At 38.7% G+C, this 14,918-nt stretch carries 16 protein-coding genes, 1 pseudogene and 1 riboswitch; of the genes and pseudogenes, 4 read left to right on the forward strand and 13 right to left on the reverse strand.

The window, feature by feature from the left end; genetic code table 11:
- Positions 1-6 precede the first annotated feature (6 nt).
- The gene (locus tag D9X91_RS08015; RefSeq protein ID WP_121680077.1) at positions 7-552 is read right to left on the reverse strand and encodes a hypothetical protein; all 546 of its coding nucleotides are present in this window, start codon (positions 550-552) and stop codon (positions 7-9) included.
- Positions 553-723: 171 nt separating this feature from the next.
- Here D9X91_RS08015 and D9X91_RS08020 point away from each other — a divergent pair, with 171 nt between their 5' ends.
- Entirely contained in the window at positions 724-819 is a 96-nt protein-coding gene (locus D9X91_RS08020; protein ID WP_121680078.1) for a YjcZ family sporulation protein, read from the forward strand.
- A 123-nt stretch (positions 820-942) separates the two neighbouring features.
- Here D9X91_RS08020 and D9X91_RS08025 read toward each other — a convergent pair whose 3' ends face one another.
- From D9X91_RS08025 to D9X91_RS08055, 7 genes are all read right to left on the reverse strand, one after another.
- The gene (locus tag D9X91_RS08025; RefSeq protein WP_121680079.1) at positions 943-1,839 is read right to left on the reverse strand and encodes a cation diffusion facilitator family transporter; all 897 of its coding nucleotides are present in this window, start codon (positions 1,837-1,839) and stop codon (positions 943-945) included.
- 206 nt (positions 1,840-2,045) lie between these two features.
- A complete protein-coding gene (locus D9X91_RS08030) occupies positions 2,046-2,927 on the reverse strand; it encodes a DUF5700 domain-containing putative Zn-dependent protease (protein ID WP_233569742.1) in 882 nt (293 codons plus the stop codon).
- A 317-nt stretch (positions 2,928-3,244) separates the two neighbouring features.
- Positions 3,245-4,012, reverse strand: a complete 768-nt coding sequence (locus tag D9X91_RS08035; RefSeq protein WP_121680080.1) for a hypothetical protein — start codon at positions 4,010-4,012, stop codon at positions 3,245-3,247.
- On the reverse strand, positions 4,005-4,580 hold the full coding sequence (locus D9X91_RS08040) for a sigma-70 family RNA polymerase sigma factor (RefSeq protein WP_233569743.1): 576 nt from the start codon (positions 4,578-4,580) through the stop codon (positions 4,005-4,007). Before D9X91_RS08040 ends, D9X91_RS08035 begins: the two co-directional genes overlap by 8 nt.
- A gap of 161 nt (positions 4,581-4,741) precedes the next feature.
- Positions 4,742-5,968 carry a methyl-accepting chemotaxis protein gene (locus D9X91_RS08045; RefSeq protein ID WP_158598269.1) on the reverse strand — a complete coding sequence of 409 codons (1,227 nt, stop codon included), beginning with the start codon at positions 5,966-5,968 and terminating at the stop codon, positions 4,742-4,744.
- 16 nt (positions 5,969-5,984) lie between these two features.
- Entirely contained in the window at positions 5,985-7,178 is a 1,194-nt protein-coding gene (locus tag D9X91_RS08050) for a phenylacetate--CoA ligase family protein (RefSeq protein ID WP_121680082.1), read from the reverse strand.
- A gap of 157 nt (positions 7,179-7,335) precedes the next feature.
- A riboswitch (cyclic di-GMP riboswitch) is annotated at positions 7,336-7,421 on the reverse strand.
- Between the two features lie 142 nt (positions 7,422-7,563).
- On the reverse strand, positions 7,564-7,953 hold the full coding sequence (locus D9X91_RS08055) for a thiol-disulfide oxidoreductase DCC family protein (protein WP_121680083.1): 390 nt from the start codon (positions 7,951-7,953) through the stop codon (positions 7,564-7,566).
- Between the two features lie 104 nt (positions 7,954-8,057).
- Here D9X91_RS08055 and D9X91_RS08060 point away from each other — a divergent pair, with 104 nt between their 5' ends.
- Complete coding sequence (locus tag D9X91_RS08060; RefSeq protein WP_121680084.1) at positions 8,058-8,381, forward strand: winged helix-turn-helix transcriptional regulator; 324 nt, start codon at positions 8,058-8,060, stop codon at positions 8,379-8,381.
- Positions 8,382-8,420: 39 nt separating this feature from the next.
- Here the strand turns inward: D9X91_RS08060 and D9X91_RS08065 are convergent, their stop codons facing one another.
- Positions 8,421-9,641 carry an acyl-CoA thioesterase/bile acid-CoA:amino acid N-acyltransferase family protein gene (locus D9X91_RS08065; protein WP_121680085.1) on the reverse strand — a complete coding sequence of 407 codons (1,221 nt, stop codon included), beginning with the start codon at positions 9,639-9,641 and terminating at the stop codon, positions 8,421-8,423.
- Between the two features lie 434 nt (positions 9,642-10,075).
- Positions 10,076-10,351, reverse strand: a complete 276-nt coding sequence (locus D9X91_RS08070; RefSeq protein ID WP_121680086.1) for a late competence development ComFB family protein — start codon at positions 10,349-10,351, stop codon at positions 10,076-10,078.
- Positions 10,352-10,490: 139 nt separating this feature from the next.
- Between D9X91_RS08070 and D9X91_RS08075 the strand changes: the two genes are divergently transcribed.
- Together D9X91_RS08075 and D9X91_RS08080 are read left to right on the forward strand one after the other, a co-directional pair.
- Positions 10,491-11,087, forward strand: a complete 597-nt coding sequence (locus D9X91_RS08075) for a DNA-3-methyladenine glycosylase (protein WP_121680087.1) — start codon at positions 10,491-10,493, stop codon at positions 11,085-11,087.
- A 338-nt stretch (positions 11,088-11,425) separates the two neighbouring features.
- Positions 11,426-13,288: an LTA synthase family protein gene (locus D9X91_RS08080; RefSeq protein ID WP_121680088.1), complete on the forward strand. Its 1,863-nt coding sequence runs from the start codon at positions 11,426-11,428 to the stop codon at positions 13,286-13,288.
- 156 nt (positions 13,289-13,444) lie between these two features.
- Here the strand turns inward: D9X91_RS08080 and D9X91_RS08085 are convergent.
- From D9X91_RS08085 to D9X91_RS08095, 3 genes and pseudogenes are all read right to left on the reverse strand, one after another.
- Positions 13,445-13,627 (reverse strand): annotated as a pseudogene (locus D9X91_RS08085) (SAM-dependent methyltransferase); the annotation flags it as partial.
- A gap of 49 nt (positions 13,628-13,676) precedes the next feature.
- Positions 13,677-14,090: a disulfide oxidoreductase gene (locus D9X91_RS08090; protein ID WP_121680089.1), complete on the reverse strand. Its 414-nt coding sequence runs from the start codon at positions 14,088-14,090 to the stop codon at positions 13,677-13,679.
- 1 nt (position 14,091) lies between these two features.
- A complete protein-coding gene (locus D9X91_RS08095) occupies positions 14,092-14,784 on the reverse strand; it encodes a DsbA family protein (protein ID WP_121680090.1) in 693 nt (230 codons plus the stop codon).
- Positions 14,785-14,918 lie beyond the last annotated feature (134 nt).

A 14,918-nucleotide genomic window follows, 5' to 3' on the forward strand; every position in this document is an offset into this window, starting at 1 on the left:
AAGAATTTATATAAGTACATTCGCATCCTTGCCTGTCCCATTCACCAATTTTCGTTTACCCTTTTTCCAAATATATAAATTGAATCCGACGTAATAGGTTGCCAAAAGAAAAAAGACTGCACGACTCCATGGGTCCCGGGTAAATGCCTGGCTGAATTGAATGGGATCTTGAGAACCTTGGCTATTGCCAACTAGGATGACATAAGTGAACCGATAAAGGAATCTGCTTAAAAAAATGAACAAAATCAAAGATTCGATCCAAATGTGTGTGCGATAATACAATTTTTCGACACGGATTTCCAAGGAAGAATGTTTGAAGGCGTATATTAATATGATGGATCCTGCCATTACCCCGAAGAAATCATAAAGATAATCGCTCGGATGCAGTAAGCTTGCTGCAAGAATCATAAAAGATACTATACAGAATATTGCCGATCGTATTAATAATCGCTTAGGTTTATATAATTGAAACCCAATCGACCGCTTGATTCTTCTGTACAAAATGAATGCGATCAGAGCAAACGGAATTATATATTGCGGTAAATCACTCATTGTCCATACCTCCTGAATCTATTTACATCACATGCATTATTTTACCATTTTTTTAGGTTGAATGATTAGGCGTTTTACTCATATTTTGCAGGTTTCAAGATATTCGTCATGTCAAAACGAGTTCTACAAACATACTGTGGAATAGATAAGGCATTTAAGGAGGTGAAACATATGGGCTTTGATGGTGGATTCGCTGGCGGATTTGCGTTGGTGGTTGTTTTGTTCATTCTTTTGATCATTATCGGTTCTGCATACATCCGTTACTAGGACCCAGAACACCCCCATATATTTACTCCTGCTTCGGCGCCAATTCTTTGGCGCTTCTTGACCAATTATTGAATCCGAAAAAAAAGATAAAAAAAAGCGCCGATGATCTGGCGCTTTTTATCTTCATTCATCTTCTGGAAAATATGGATTGAGATGAATCAAGACTTCATCAATATTATCATATTGCTCCATCAATGCTTCCTTGATTTCTCTTGCTAAATCATGGCCTTCTTTAATCGTTTTATTGTGATCGATGGCGATGCGAAGGTCGACTACGATATAATGGCCGAGTTCGCGCGCCCTCAGCTTGTCGATCCGCCTTACTTGATTAAAGCCAGAAATGATTGTAATGAAATCTTCTTGTGTCTTCACATCAATATTACGTTCAAGCAAAATGTCAAATGCTTCTACGAGCATTTCTTTAGCTATTTTAAAAATCAAATATGCTACAAAAATACTCGCTATTTTATCACCGTACAGTAAAATATGTATATTGAACTTTGTGCCGATTACGGACAGCAATACACCGGCTGCTGCAGCGAGTGAAGCAACAATATCGGCTTTATGATCAAATGCAATGGCTTCGATAGCTTTACTATTATGCTGGTTGGCCACATTCAAGGAGGAACGATACAGATATTCCTTGGCAGCATACGAAAAAATGGCTACCCACATAGCAAGTATGCTTGGCGCTTCGATCGGATGAAATAATCCGGATACCGCTTCGTAAACGACATACAATGATACGATGAACAATAAGATTCCTACTATTCCCGACACAATGACCTCCGCTTTTCCGTGTCCATAAGGGTGGTCCGCGTCCGCAGGTTTATTGGCAATTTTAATGACAAGCAGTACAATCAAGGATGCAAAGACATCTGCAGCTGAATGGATCCCATCAGCAAATACCGCATCACTGTGGCTGTAATATCCAATGACGACTTTTCCAATCGTCAGGATAATATTTGCAACAAGACTGATCCATGCAATTTTTTTGGCTATTGATTCCCTAGCTCCCAATTCCTTCACCTCAAATGTCAATCTTTTGATATCATAGCAAATGCCTGCCAGGTGGGTCTAGAGCAAGAGAGTTGTCGTCAACTATGCTTATAAGGTGAATAAAACAATTTTAAAGACAAGAAAAAAAGTTTCTCTTGTCTAAAACAAGCAACTCATCATTATTATTTTGTAATTGCTTATGTAATATTCCATCCGAAAGGAAAACACTAATTATTCACTTTTTGCGACAAATGGATTTGTTCATCAAGCCAGTCTTCAATTCGGGAATGCAATGAATTCGATGCCCATAATGTCAATGCCTCCCTCTCACCCAGTTCATTGACTAAATGCTCTACAAACAATGTCCCGATATAATATCCAAGTCGGTTATATCCAAATCTATTTCCTCCTGAAAGCCTGAACCATTCACGTTCTTTCTCCATATTCCATTGCCCTATGGTATCCTCCTGGAATGCTTTGATGATGGAATGTCTGTTCTTCTCTGCAAAAGCATACCACCCAATTCCTTCATCATTATAAGAAAAGTAAACCGGCTCATCTACATTCTCTACAATCCTCTTGGAAAGATATGTGGCAACTCCCTCCCTATACAGAGTTGTCATCCCATGCATCCAATCAATGTTTCTCCAATCAATGCCCTCTTCTCCCGAAATGACATTATGATAAACATGTCCGATTTCATGAGCAGCGATCACCTTCATATGTTCTTCTTTGGCAGAAAGCTTTTCGATTGCAAAGAAGATATCTCCTGCCACTTTTGCTTCGACAAACGCATTTGACCCAAAGGAGCCGATAAAAAGGTGGAATTGTAGATCATGATTAAAATGATATGTGGAGGTGTAAGTTGCATTCACTTCTTTAATTATTTCAGGTAATCTGTGTGACGCTTTTTTCATTTCATCCATGACAGCTGGATATTTGTCAATTGCTGCATTCAATCTTTCATCTGTAAGAGGGCAGTGTTGGGGGAAATAGCGCTCATACACGTCCGGATATTCAGAGAAGAGGCCCTTCAAGTTATGTGTGGTCAACGGTTGATGAGATTCATAAAATGAAAAGAAATTCGAAGTCAGGTCATTGATTTTCATGTAAATTCCCCTTTTTACCTTATTATACCATTTTGACTATTGGTTTTGATGAAGGAATAAACGCTATTATCAAGGGCTTACAATGATTGATTTCCGTTGCGGGATGCCCGCTTTCCGAGTGGCGGGTGATGAGTCCTCAGGAGTCCCGCGCTTTCAGATCCAATCAGCATCAAATGTGTATTAGATACAACACGCTTAGAAAAATAATTAAAAAAACTCAACCTTCAATAGAAAGTTGAGTCAGATCGGAAGATGATGATTGCCGTATACACGCTATATTTAGGACTGCTCCTCGGGGCATTTTCATATGAAATCAGCTATTTGATGCTTTCCCAGCTAATTTTCCAGATGCCTTCGTTGTTTTTAATAAGTGATATTGCCTTTTGTTCATTTCCTTCAGAGATGTAAATTATTGCTCTTCTTTCATTGATCAGTTTAATTTGATGGTGTCCTTGTTGAATCGGTCCATATAGAGCATTAAGCTTCGATCCATCTTGAGTTTTTCTGAATTCAATATATTCCTTTTCGGTTTTAAATGGCAGTTTTTCATTGCTGTCATGATTCAATAGAGCATATTGAATGGGATAATCATTCAATCTTCCTGCTTCTATAAACAGCTTGAAAATGTCGATGGCAGGAAGCCCGTTGAGCAAAGATTCTTTTTTGCTTGCAGAGAAATCCATATAGGTTTTCTTTAATTCACTGTTCATATTAAGATCTGAAAATGTTGAATCGGCATTGGTCGATACACCGGTTTTAGCCCGCAATGAGGCAGGTTTAGAAGACTTGCCATCGTTCATTTTGTATTCAGAACTACTTTCCGCCATGTCTGCACTTGATGAGTCATTTGACCCCATTTGTCCAAAATGGTTTATTAACGAGCCAATGATGAAAATAGCAAATGCAGCAGCGGCTATGCCGATGACCTTTGGGAACCAGCTTTTCTTCTTAATTGATGGCCGGTTAATTTCTTTTGATTCTTTGATTTTCATTCTTATTTTCCGTTTGTCTTCGTCTGTGAAAATTGGTTCAGGCGATATATATGCATCCAGATCATTTTTTAATCGATCTAGCTGTTTATCCATTCAGCATCCCTCCTCGCAAAGAATGCATCTTTTTTAATTTTTCCCTTCCCCGGTGCAGCCTCGTTTTGACAGTAGAAAGGCTGATTTCGAGCAATTGGCTGATTTCATCTGTTGAAAGATCTTTATAGTAAAAAAGAATGATCACTTCCCTATATTTGATCGGAAGCTGAAGTACAAATTTGATGAGCTGCCTGCTTTCATCTTTTAGGATCAATTCTTCTTCCGGCACTGCCCCTCCTTCATCCCCAAATGAAAAAAATTGGTCAGTCAATTGGAGCTTCCGAAAGTGCCAGCTGCGGAGATAGTCTTTGCATTTGTTGATGGCAATTGAATAGATCCAGCTTTTCAGCTTGGATCTTCCTTCAAAAGTATCGAGCTTTTGATAAATGGCCAAAAAAACCTCTTGAATCAAATCTTCCGTCTGGGCCCAATTTTTTGTATATGAAAACATGAGGCGCTTTAATTCCTCGCCATACATGTTCATCAAAATTTCAATGGCATCATCAGGCTTCATGCCTGCCATTATTTCGTCCTCGATCAGCGAGGCGGAAATGTGCTGCCTTTCCAAACCTCATCCCCCCTATTGAACTAGCTAGTCACCATTATGACGATCATGAAAGGTCAATGGTTACAACTCATTCTATCATTTTTGGATAGAAAAAAATGCCATTTCCCTTCGATTAGTATAAACAAAAGAGAAATTGGCATTTTAATTGACTTATCAATTTTTTATATTGATTTGGCTAAAAGCTCTCTAAGCCTTGCTTGTTCTTGCTGAACATCTTTTAAGATCAAAAAGATTTCATCCACATTATTTTTTTGCTGGTTCGAGAGATGGACGGCATGGCGTATCTTCTCTACTCCGCCCTCCTGTACTTTTTTAGTGAAATCTGTATTCTGTTTCACTTCTTCTGTTCCGGCAGCGATTTGCTGAATGGTAGCAGATATTTCCTGTATTTGTACGGTAACGTCTGAAATGGAACTGGAGATATGCTCGAATGAATCGCCTGCCACATTTACTTCATCAAGTCCTGTATTGATTTCTGCCAAGCCTTTTTCCATCGTTTCAATGGCATTAAAGGTGTTTGTTTGAATGAATTGGATCATTTCCGCAATTTCCTTTGCGGAGGAAGTTGATTCTGAAGCCAGCTTTCGGACCTCTTCAGCTACAACAGAAAACCCTTTTCCATGTTCACCTGCCCGTGCAGCTTCGATGGCAGCATTCAAAGCCAATAAATTCGTTTGTTCAGAAATATTGGTAATGACCGCCACAATATCCCCGATTTTATTCGAGTAAGAACCTAATTGCTTAAGAATGTCTGCAGATTGATTGACACTCGAGTGAATGGACTGCATTTGTTGAACCAGGTGGTGGATGGCTTTATTTCCTTCCGCTGTCTTATTTGATGCAAGTATGGCGGATTCCGAAACCCTTTCGGTGTTGTCGGCGACTTGATGGACACCAGTTGACATTTCTTCCATGCTTTTCGTACTCTTTTCCACATTATCAGCCTGAAGCAGGGCTCCATCAAGCATATCATTCATCGTGGCTTCCATTTCTTCCGAACCAGCTGCCAATACCTCGAATGAATCTGCTATTTTTGCATACATATCCATAATATTTACAGCTTCTTCATTGAGTCCATGAGTGCCATTTCCAGCATGGGCTTTTACCTCATTCAGCAGCTGCTCCAGAGATGGTTTCTTCACCGCTTCCAACGTCACCCCAGCTTCTGTAAATCCTTTCATTACTGTATTGATGGCTTGGTTATGTGCCTTTTTCATGAAGACTCGGTGCAAGAAATAGAATAAGATCGCCATTCCAGCACTGCCAATTAAAAGGATGATTCCATTATTAATGACGAAGCGATTTTGATCGATAAAAAAGATCATTCCAATTGATATCGAAAGAATACATACTAAGAGTAAAATGATTTTCAGCAGATGTTTAAACATGTTCATTGTCCCCCAATTAAACCAGGATGGCTTCCTTTAAATGTTTTTCTAGATATTGATATTTTGCGTATGCAGGTTTTGTCGTCAATGACTGCTTGTCCATTAATTCATTGCATGCGGCTTTAACCGGGACTCCAAGCTTCGAAGAAAGGAATTTTTCAAATGTGGAATTCATATATTCCTCAACAAAAGTATCATTAATTTGATATTCAAACAGCAGGTGGTCGTCATAAACATGCATTTTCCAAAGAAATGGAACTACTAGGAGGGAGTAAACCGCCTCTTGCAAATCGTACATCGTAAAATTTTTGCCTTGGATTGAAACTTGATCGTCCTTCCTGCCTAAATGGGTGAGGAACGATTCCGTTTTCCCACATAAACATGCTGCTCCATCTTCAATTTGTATTAAGTCTTCATTGGCATATCTCAATAATGGCATTCCTTCCCTGGCGGTGGAGATCACACAATTTCCAGTCTGTCCCGTATTTTGTGGATCACCATTATCATCGAGGCATTCAACCAGCGCTTTTGGATGTTCCAAATGATAATGGCCTTCAGGACAATGAACAAATAATCCTCCTGTTTCAGTGCTTCCAAAGAAACCGATTACCGGGACTCCCCATAGACGTTCTAAATATTTTTTTCGATTTGGACTCAAGACTTCCCCTGCCACAAATAGTGCGCGAAGACCGGTGGTAGGAAGCGAAATTCCATTTTGTTTCGCTACTTCTGCCAGTATTTCCGCTTCAGAAGGCAATACGGCTAAAATGGTGGCATTCGTCCTTAACAACAGCTCGATGACCCTCAAATGAGGTGTGACCATTGTGGCTTTGCTCGCTGCAATATGGGTCGCTTTCGTCTTTTGGCATGCCCAATACAAAATGAATGAGGGGATGGCCAAAGCAAATGGGAATCTATTCAATAAAATATCATTTGGCTGGAGCTTCAGCCTGCTTTTGGTAATCACACTAGCTTCCATTTCTGTATCTTTGTGACTGTACCAGCTTGGGGTCGGTTTTCCGCTCGTCCCGCTCGTTTCATGATAAGTGGCTATTTTTTTGAATGGTACCCCAATCAATGAATAAGGTTCTGTTTCACGCAATTCCTTCTTCGTTGTATACGGAATGTGCTTCCAATCTTCAAGATCTATCGTTCTCAATTTTTCGATATAAAAATTTGATTGCAATGCTGTTTTTACAAATTCGTCCATGATACCCCTCCTAAGAAATAAGCTCTGTTTATAAAATTTTGTTTGAAAGGAGGTAATCGACCTGTTCCTATCAAATGCCCATTAAACAGAGAAATGAAAAAAAATAGAAACTACCCGAAAGCATATTATTTCCGCCATCAGATAGTTCCCGAATCCAGTTGGCGGCTCGGCTGTCATAGTTCGATGAACGTTAGACCCGCAGCTTTGCGTCCTAGTCTTTCAACTAGTTTGCCATTATCAGTTAGATGTTCATTTAAGTTGGAATAACTGGAATAATGTTCTAAATATTATCTTATAGGAAGTAAGATAGACCTACAATAATTTTGTCGAAAAAAAGAGAAAAATAGTATTATATACCTACAACAATTTAAAGAATCTAAAATATTCATTCCAAAAATCGTTCTTTTTCACCAGGTGACGGGATTCGACAGCTCTCTTGCTTTCCAAACCATTTATATCGGTTTTTAGCGATCATGTCATAGACAAAATCACGCAAAGATTTAGGAATGATTAATAAGATATAAAATAGCTTCCATGCTCCTTTCAAATGTCTGCATACTCTCAAAGCTGCTGTGGATTTTATGAAGAGCCTTCCATTTTCGATCAGGAAAAAACTGTCCAATCGAGGTTCCATTTGATGATCATTCAATAATCTTTGCCCAGCTTCACTTTGGAGTGATGCAAATCGAAAGTAGCCAGCGTCTCTTTTCAAAATAAATTGAACACTACCATTACAGAAATTACATACTCCATCAAATAATATTACTCCGCTCATCTTATCACCGGCTTTCGCTTTTTTTATGAACTATTTTCATTATTAGACTTTTCCTCTTATTTCTTCTATACTTATTTTATTGAAAATGTTTTGAGGTGATTTGCATGAAAGAATCCTCGCTTTGTCCGAAAGTTGAAAAAGCGATGCAAATGATCAGCAAACGCTGGACTGCATTGATCATTTATCGGCTTCTAGAGGGACCGCAGCGATTTTGCGAAATAGAAGGTTCATTGCCTGTAAGCGGACGGTTGCTTTCAGAACGTCTGAAAGATCTGGAAAAAGAAGACGTCGTCACCCGGACTGTCTATCCAGAAGTTCCTGCTAGGGTAGAATATACCTTGACTGAAAAAGGGATGGCGCTGGAACCGATTATACGTGAATTGGAGCAATGGTCACAAAAATATATGGAAGCTACAGTCACAAAATGACAACGAAGGATGAAGTGATCATCGCATCGTTGTCATTTTTTATGTATACATTTCTGCACTCCTTTGAAAAAATTCGATTGTTTTTCTCCATGAATCAACACTTGCAGCGGCTGTTCCTTCCTTGGTCCCGCCACTAAATAAATCCGCTCTTATAGGGATGTATGGAATTCCTGTTTCATGCCCGGCATTTTCATAAACAAGCAAGGTTTTCTGATTAATATCGTGTTTCAATGCAATTTGATTGAAATACAAAGAATCGAATGCTGCGTCCTCTTTTCCGCATATGAGGAGAAAATGTGATGAAACATCAGATATCGGTATTATGGCCTTCTCCATAGATCCTTTATCCCTACATAGGGCTCTGTACCAGTAAGGAAGAGGATTCTTTCCTTCTTTCCACTCAGCTAAACAATGTAAAGCTGCATCTATGGGGTTCGTTGGTGAGGCATAGGGCAGGGGATGGCCATTAAACATCCAGGCAGGGGGAAGTTCCTTTTGCTCTGTCCACGGCACAATGCCTGCGAAAGAAACTGCTGAACCGTTCAATGATACGGCTGCTTTAATAGAGTGATATTTATGGGCTGACCATAAAACCAATTCTCCTCCTCTGGATGTCCCGTGTATTCCAATCCACCCTTTAGAAACGTTGGATTGATTTTTCAGCCATTGGATTGCATATCCAATCCTTTCTAACGGGACATATGTAAGCCTTTCCGGCAAATGTTCCTCACCCCAGTAAGCTAATGCCAAAACATGAAATCCACGGGAAGCAAGCAAAGCTGCCGGGTAATCATAAATTCCCCCTTCTGATCCACCTACTACAATGATTGCTGGGGCTTTCTTTTTATGAAAATAAAAATTCCCGACTAAATATTCATCTCTAATGTGAAAAACCTGGGTGTCCATTGTTTTCCAGAGTCTTTGTATCTCAAGTTTATCCAATATTTTACCTTTATCCGTTTCCAGCGTAATGAGGATATTGTAGGGCTGCAGCTTTTCATATGCAGCATGGCTTTCCTGTTCTTCTTTCCTCTTTAATGTCATTGACCAAAATAGCCCCATTCCATCAACCCCTTCATAGGAGCCGCGAATGGAAGATTGTCTATTGATATCTACTTGTCCATTCTGGTTTGCGGCATAGTGTCCATAGGATTCCCAATAATACGTAAATTGCTTTGTAATCGATCTTCTTGAAAATCGAATGATGCACTCTTGATGCGGCTTTAACCCATTGGCCTTTATGTGGATTTTTTCATCCATTAAGGAAACGGCTTTATTGATTGATATATTTGGTTTTCGATTCCGTATGCTGTCCCTCCCCTTCCTTTTTTGGTTGTTCTTTTTTGATTAATTTGCTGAAATTCATGAAAGGTCTATATTAAGTTCGAAAAAGGAATTAATATTTCTTTACAATCATTCGATAAATATGTCTTGTTCCCTTTATATTAATTTGTAAAAGCTATTTTTGATTATAGTATGGTTTTAATAGGCTCTTATCTCAAAGATAGTTGTTTTTAACAGTTTTTGTTTAAGATAATTCATCATACGATATTGATTGGAGCGGAAGGTGAGAGACTCCTGCAGAGGAAATCAACTTTACACAACCTTTGATGAATAACAACAAACTTTTAGAAATGAGCATATTGATAAGTGATTTATAAGAGCATAAAAAAAAGCTGTTGAAATAACAGCTTTTAATGCTTTGGATATTTACCTACAACATAGATGGATTTAATGATTCGTTTATTGATCCAGTTTCGATTCTCCGTGGTGTTCAAATTATTGAAGGTCAATTCCCTTCCTTCATTGGTTGTTACATAATGGGAAGGCAATGTATTCAAACTAAGGGCAATAATATCATTTTTGCATTTATCACACTTGCAGAATGTTTGATATTCACTTCCAGTCAAAAGCATTGTAACGATGGCAGAAACAATTTCCTCCATTACATTTACGTATTTAATTTCCATACTCCCTGCACCCCTCATGTTGAAAACCATTCGAATGTATGATTTGATAAAATAAATAATTTTTTACTGATGATATTCATTGTACCATGTAATTTTTTATCATCAATCAAAACATGTACGATACGAGGAGGAGCCAGTCATGACAATAGATATTCATTACAAACCATTGCCAAGGGATTTTTATGGGCAGCCCACACTGAAATTGGCTCAATCATTACTTGGAGCCTTGCTGGTCAGCATGACGCCAGATGGTAGTGCATCTGGATACATCGTTGAAACGGAAGCCTACATTGGCCCTCATGATCGGGCAGCTCATAGCTACAATAATCGCAGAACGAAAAGAACGGAGATGATGTTTCATCGTGCCGGAAAAGTCTATACATTTGTCATGCACACCCATTGCCTGGTCAATGTCGTCTCAGGAAAATTAGAACAGCCGGAAGCTGTCTTGATCAGAGCGGTTGAGCCCTATGCAGGCATTGATCTTATGTGTAATAGAAGGAAGATGCCATTCGGAAAGAACTTAACCAATGGACCGGGGAAATTGACAAAAGCGTTGGGCATTACGATGGAACAATATGGACACGACTTCTCCCACCCTCCTTTATTTCTTGCTGAAGGAATTCAACCTGGCAAAATATTTTCTGGTCCGCGAATAGGCATCGGCAATTCTGGTGAGGCGAAAGAGTATCCTTGGCGATATTGGATTGCGAATAATCCATTCGTTTCCAAATGATTTTTTGTAATTCCAATAAATAGTTATTAAAGAGAGGCGATGAGTGACTGGTTTAGGACTTACTCTTGCAAGCGGGGATAGTGCTACCATCACATTGAAGAAGGTTGCAGATCTAGAACAAGCTCCACAATAGTATTGTTTTACATGCATGCAGTCCTTGTGGCTGCATGCTTTTTACATATAGAAGTTGCTTATGCCTGTTATAATAAAAATTATACAATTATTGAACTTCTTCCTTTATTCATTGACTTTCTTTGAAACTATCGAAATAATAGAAGTTGTTTTCAGAGGATCTAGAGTAGAATTTCGTCTATTCAATAGAAAGAAGGAAATCTCATATGAAATCAAAATTTTTTAAGAGTCATTTTGCTGTATACTCAATATTGCTCATTGTGAAAGCAATCGTTGTACACGCGATATTATTCCAGGACTATAAAATCTTTAAAATAGTAACTGTAGAAGGAAGCTTCATCCTTTTATTCATGGGATTCATAGAATGGATTTCCAGGAAAGGAAAGCCGTACGCCTACTTGTTCGGCAATATCCTTATTTCTACATTGTTTGCAGCAATTATGTTATATGTTACATGGTTCAACACCATTCCGACTTATCATGTATTATTGGAAATCAGCCAGTTAGGCGCAATAAGGGACAGCGTGACTTCACTGCTAAGTCCGTTATATATACTGCTTTATGCTGATATTCTTATCTTGGCGATTTCACTTGTACTGAAAAAATATCCATTGGACCTTCAAGAAAAAACGCATTCTTGGACAGTGAGATCAGTCTTTATTTCTCTTGCCGTATTTGTCCTTGTATTTTCTTATTTTAAAAATATCAATATTGCAAATCCTGTTCTTGCTGCCGAAGCAAAGGGAATATTTAATTATGAAGCTATCAACATTTACAAAGCTCCCCAAAAAAATGATCTTCTTTCCAAGAAGGAAGAAAAGGATCCTTATGCGATCAATAAAAAGATTGCTTCACTGAAAGGAAATCAGTTGATCCCACAGAAAGATCGTAAATACAATGGTTTGGGAAAAGGAAGAAATGTCATTGTCATCCAGGGAGAATCTTTTCAAAACTTTTTGATCGGCTTAAAGGTAAATGGAAAAGAAGTAACACCCAACTTAAACAAGCTTGTCAAGCACAGCTTCTATTTTTCAAATGTGTTCCAACAGGTTGGTCCCGGAAATACTTCGGATGCGGAGCTTATCATGAATACTTCGCTATTCCCTGATTCGAACACCCCTACATCGTTGACGGTAGGAAATAAAGATATTCCCAGCTTGCCAAAGGTATTGAATCAAAACGGATATCGAACGATGACCTTTCATACCGATAAAGTGAATTTCTGGAATCGTGATCAACTCTATCCGGATCTTGGTTTTGACAAGTATTATGATGAAAGCTATTTCGGTGATGAAGATCAAGTCGGTATGGCATCATCAGACGATGTTCTTTATCAAAAAGGGGCGGACATTCTTAAAAAATCTAAAGAACCATTTTATTCAATGTTCATTTCCCTATCCAGCCACCATCCATTCGTCATTCCTGATACAAAACAGACGATTGACCTCCCGCCTGAGTACGATGGTACGTTGATCGGGGATTATTTAAAGGCGCAAAGTTATACAGATGCGTCGATCGGCAGATTCATCGATCGTCTGAAACAAGAAGGCTTATGGGATAATTCTGTCATCCTATTTTATGGCGACCATTTAGGGCTTCAAGACAAAGCGCTTGGTGGTCAGGATCAGGAGCTGTTGGAGAAGCTCCTGGGACATAAGTATTCTTTGGAAGACCGATACAAAATACCGTTTATCATGACAATCCCTGGAAAGACCGACCAAGGAAAGCAAATTACTCGAGTCGGAGGGCAATTGGATTTCATGCCGACATTGGCTAATGTCCTTGGAGTCAATATCGACCATAAACTTGTCCATTTCGGCCAGGATATGCTCCAGCCATTTAATACTCTGACTGGAATCCGGTACTACCTTCCAACGGGAGGATTCGTCAACAATAACATTATCTATTATCCGAATGAAGGATTTGAAGACGGAGATGCATTTGATTTGAAATCAATGGAACGAATCAAGGACTTTAGTTCGTACAAAAGCGATTATGAACATGTGCTGGAGCTTGAAAGAATGTCAGATTCTTATTTCAGTCAACTGCCGGAAAGCAAGAAAAATTAAAAAAATAAGGAAGCCGATGCATTCGGCTTCCTTATTTTTTATGGTTATATCAATAATCAATCGGAGTATGATTGATCGCCACTGCAAACGATGAAATGTTCATTTCTTTCCACTCAATATCATGGCATTTCCCAATACTTTTCTATTTAATAATAGCTAGGGCAATTCCATGGATTGAGCAAGTTTGATATGATTCGTTTCAGTAATACCATAGGTCTTTATTGCATTCATGAGCTCTTTTTCATCCATAAACATATCTAAAAAGAGGAATTCACCACCAGGTTTTCTATCTTTTACTTCATGGAATGTTAGACAACTTACAACTGTATCAAATTCTTCAATCCACAAAAAAAGAGTATCCGATCAGGACACTCTTTTTCATAAAAATTTATGATGTCTCTTTTGCCTGTTTCTGCAGCATGAACATCATGACGGTGATGATTGAAAATGCAATAAAGGCCATTAATGGAATCGTGATAAATCCGAGCCAGTCGATATATTTTCCGGAGCATGGTACACCGCTTGTACACATTTCAAACTGTCTAAGAGCAGGAATGTGCTGAAGCAGGTAATGATAGCCGGAGATGATCATGCCCAGCAATGAGAATGGAAGAACATACGGATATATTTTATACTCGCTTCTGTATACAGCAACTCCCATTACTACAAATAATGGGTACATCAGGACACGCTGGTACCAACATAAGGTGCAAGGGATGAAATGCATGATTTCACTGAAGTAAAGGCTGCCCAGCATGGAAATGATGGCTGTAACCCATGCAATAAACAACTGCTTATTCATCTTAGGACCCCTTCTCCGCTTTGTTGACCATTTCCGTCAAATCATCCAGCGTTCTTCCGGTAAATTGTTTACCATTCACGAAAATCGTCGGAGTACTATTGATTTTCAGCTTCTTGACATAGTTCATATCCTTATCATAATAATCAAGGGCTTCTGAGTTGTTATAGGCGTCCATCACCTTTTCTGCATCTTTTTTCGAAGCGACCTCGGTTAATGTCTTTTCCAGGAATGAATCAGTAAAGTAATCCATTTTCTCATATTTTGGATCGTCTGGCTGTTTTTCATATAGAAGATGGTGAAACTTCCAAAATGTATCGTTGCCAAGCTCCTTATAGACCGTTTCTGCAAACTTTGCCGCTCTTTTAGAGTCTACATTGATGAAGGCATAGTTCATAAAATAAAATTTGGCTTGACCGCTGTCTACAAACTTTTTCTTGATGATTGGGAAGAAATCCTGATTGAAATTTTTACACACAGGACATTTATAATCGCCGAATTCAACAATATTTACTTTAGCTGCTTTATCCCCGATAAATGGCTCGTTTTTGTAATCAAATGTACCTTCTTTTTGTTGTCTGCTCCCCAGTACAATGAATCCAATGATGCAAATTATGACAATACCGCCTACCCAAAAAACAAGATTGGCAGACGAACTGTTTTTCTTTCTCTCTTTATGATTTTTTGTCTTTGTCATCAGCTTCTCCTTTTATCTAAATGTTCTGGTAGATTTTCGATAATTAAAATCATTATAACATGCACCAGATGAAGTGTTGCTCCGTAAATGTGACAAATCTATTACTTACGATTAGTAACGGAATGGATTTCGAA

It is taken from the genome of Falsibacillus albus, from assembly GCF_003668575.1.
Lineage (GTDB): Bacteria > Bacillota > Bacilli > Bacillales > DSM-25281 > Falsibacillus > Falsibacillus albus.

Excerpts from the sequence above, each read along its gene's own strand:
- D9X91_RS08015 (WP_121680077.1), bottom strand. The coding sequence starts at position 552 with ATGAGTGATTTACCGCAATATATAATTCCGTTTGCTCTGATCGCATTC.
- D9X91_RS08070 (WP_121680086.1), bottom strand. The coding sequence starts at position 10,351 with ATGGAAATTAAATACGTAAATGTAATGGAGGAAATTGTTTCTGCCATC.
- D9X91_RS08075 (WP_121680087.1), top strand. The coding sequence starts at position 10,491 with ATGACAATAGATATTCATTACAAACCATTGCCAAGGGATTTTTATGGG.
- D9X91_RS08020 (WP_121680078.1), top strand. The coding sequence starts at position 724 with ATGGGCTTTGATGGTGGATTCGCTGGCGGATTTGCGTTGGTGGTTGTT.
- D9X91_RS08065 (WP_121680085.1), bottom strand. The coding sequence starts at position 9,641 with ATGGATGAAAAAATCCACATAAAGGCCAATGGGTTAAAGCCGCATCAA.
- D9X91_RS08080 (WP_121680088.1), top strand. The coding sequence starts at position 11,426 with ATGAAATCAAAATTTTTTAAGAGTCATTTTGCTGTATACTCAATATTG.
- D9X91_RS08095 (WP_121680090.1), bottom strand. The coding sequence starts at position 14,784 with ATGACAAAGACAAAAAATCATAAAGAGAGAAAGAAAAACAGTTCGTCT.
- D9X91_RS08055 (WP_121680083.1), bottom strand. The coding sequence starts at position 7,953 with ATGAGCGGAGTAATATTATTTGATGGAGTATGTAATTTCTGTAATGGT.
- D9X91_RS08035 (WP_121680080.1), bottom strand. The coding sequence starts at position 4,012 with ATGGATAAACAGCTAGATCGATTAAAAAATGATCTGGATGCATATATA.
- D9X91_RS08060 (WP_121680084.1), top strand. The coding sequence starts at position 8,058 with ATGAAAGAATCCTCGCTTTGTCCGAAAGTTGAAAAAGCGATGCAAATG.
- D9X91_RS08090 (WP_121680089.1), bottom strand. The coding sequence starts at position 14,090 with ATGAATAAGCAGTTGTTTATTGCATGGGTTACAGCCATCATTTCCATG.
- D9X91_RS08050 (WP_121680082.1), bottom strand. The coding sequence starts at position 7,178 with ATGGACGAATTTGTAAAAACAGCATTGCAATCAAATTTTTATATCGAA.
- D9X91_RS08045 (WP_158598269.1), bottom strand. The coding sequence starts at position 5,968 with ATGTTTAAACATCTGCTGAAAATCATTTTACTCTTAGTATGTATTCTT.
- D9X91_RS08030 (WP_233569742.1), bottom strand. The coding sequence starts at position 2,927 with ATGAAAATCAATGACCTGACTTCGAATTTCTTTTCATTTTATGAATCT.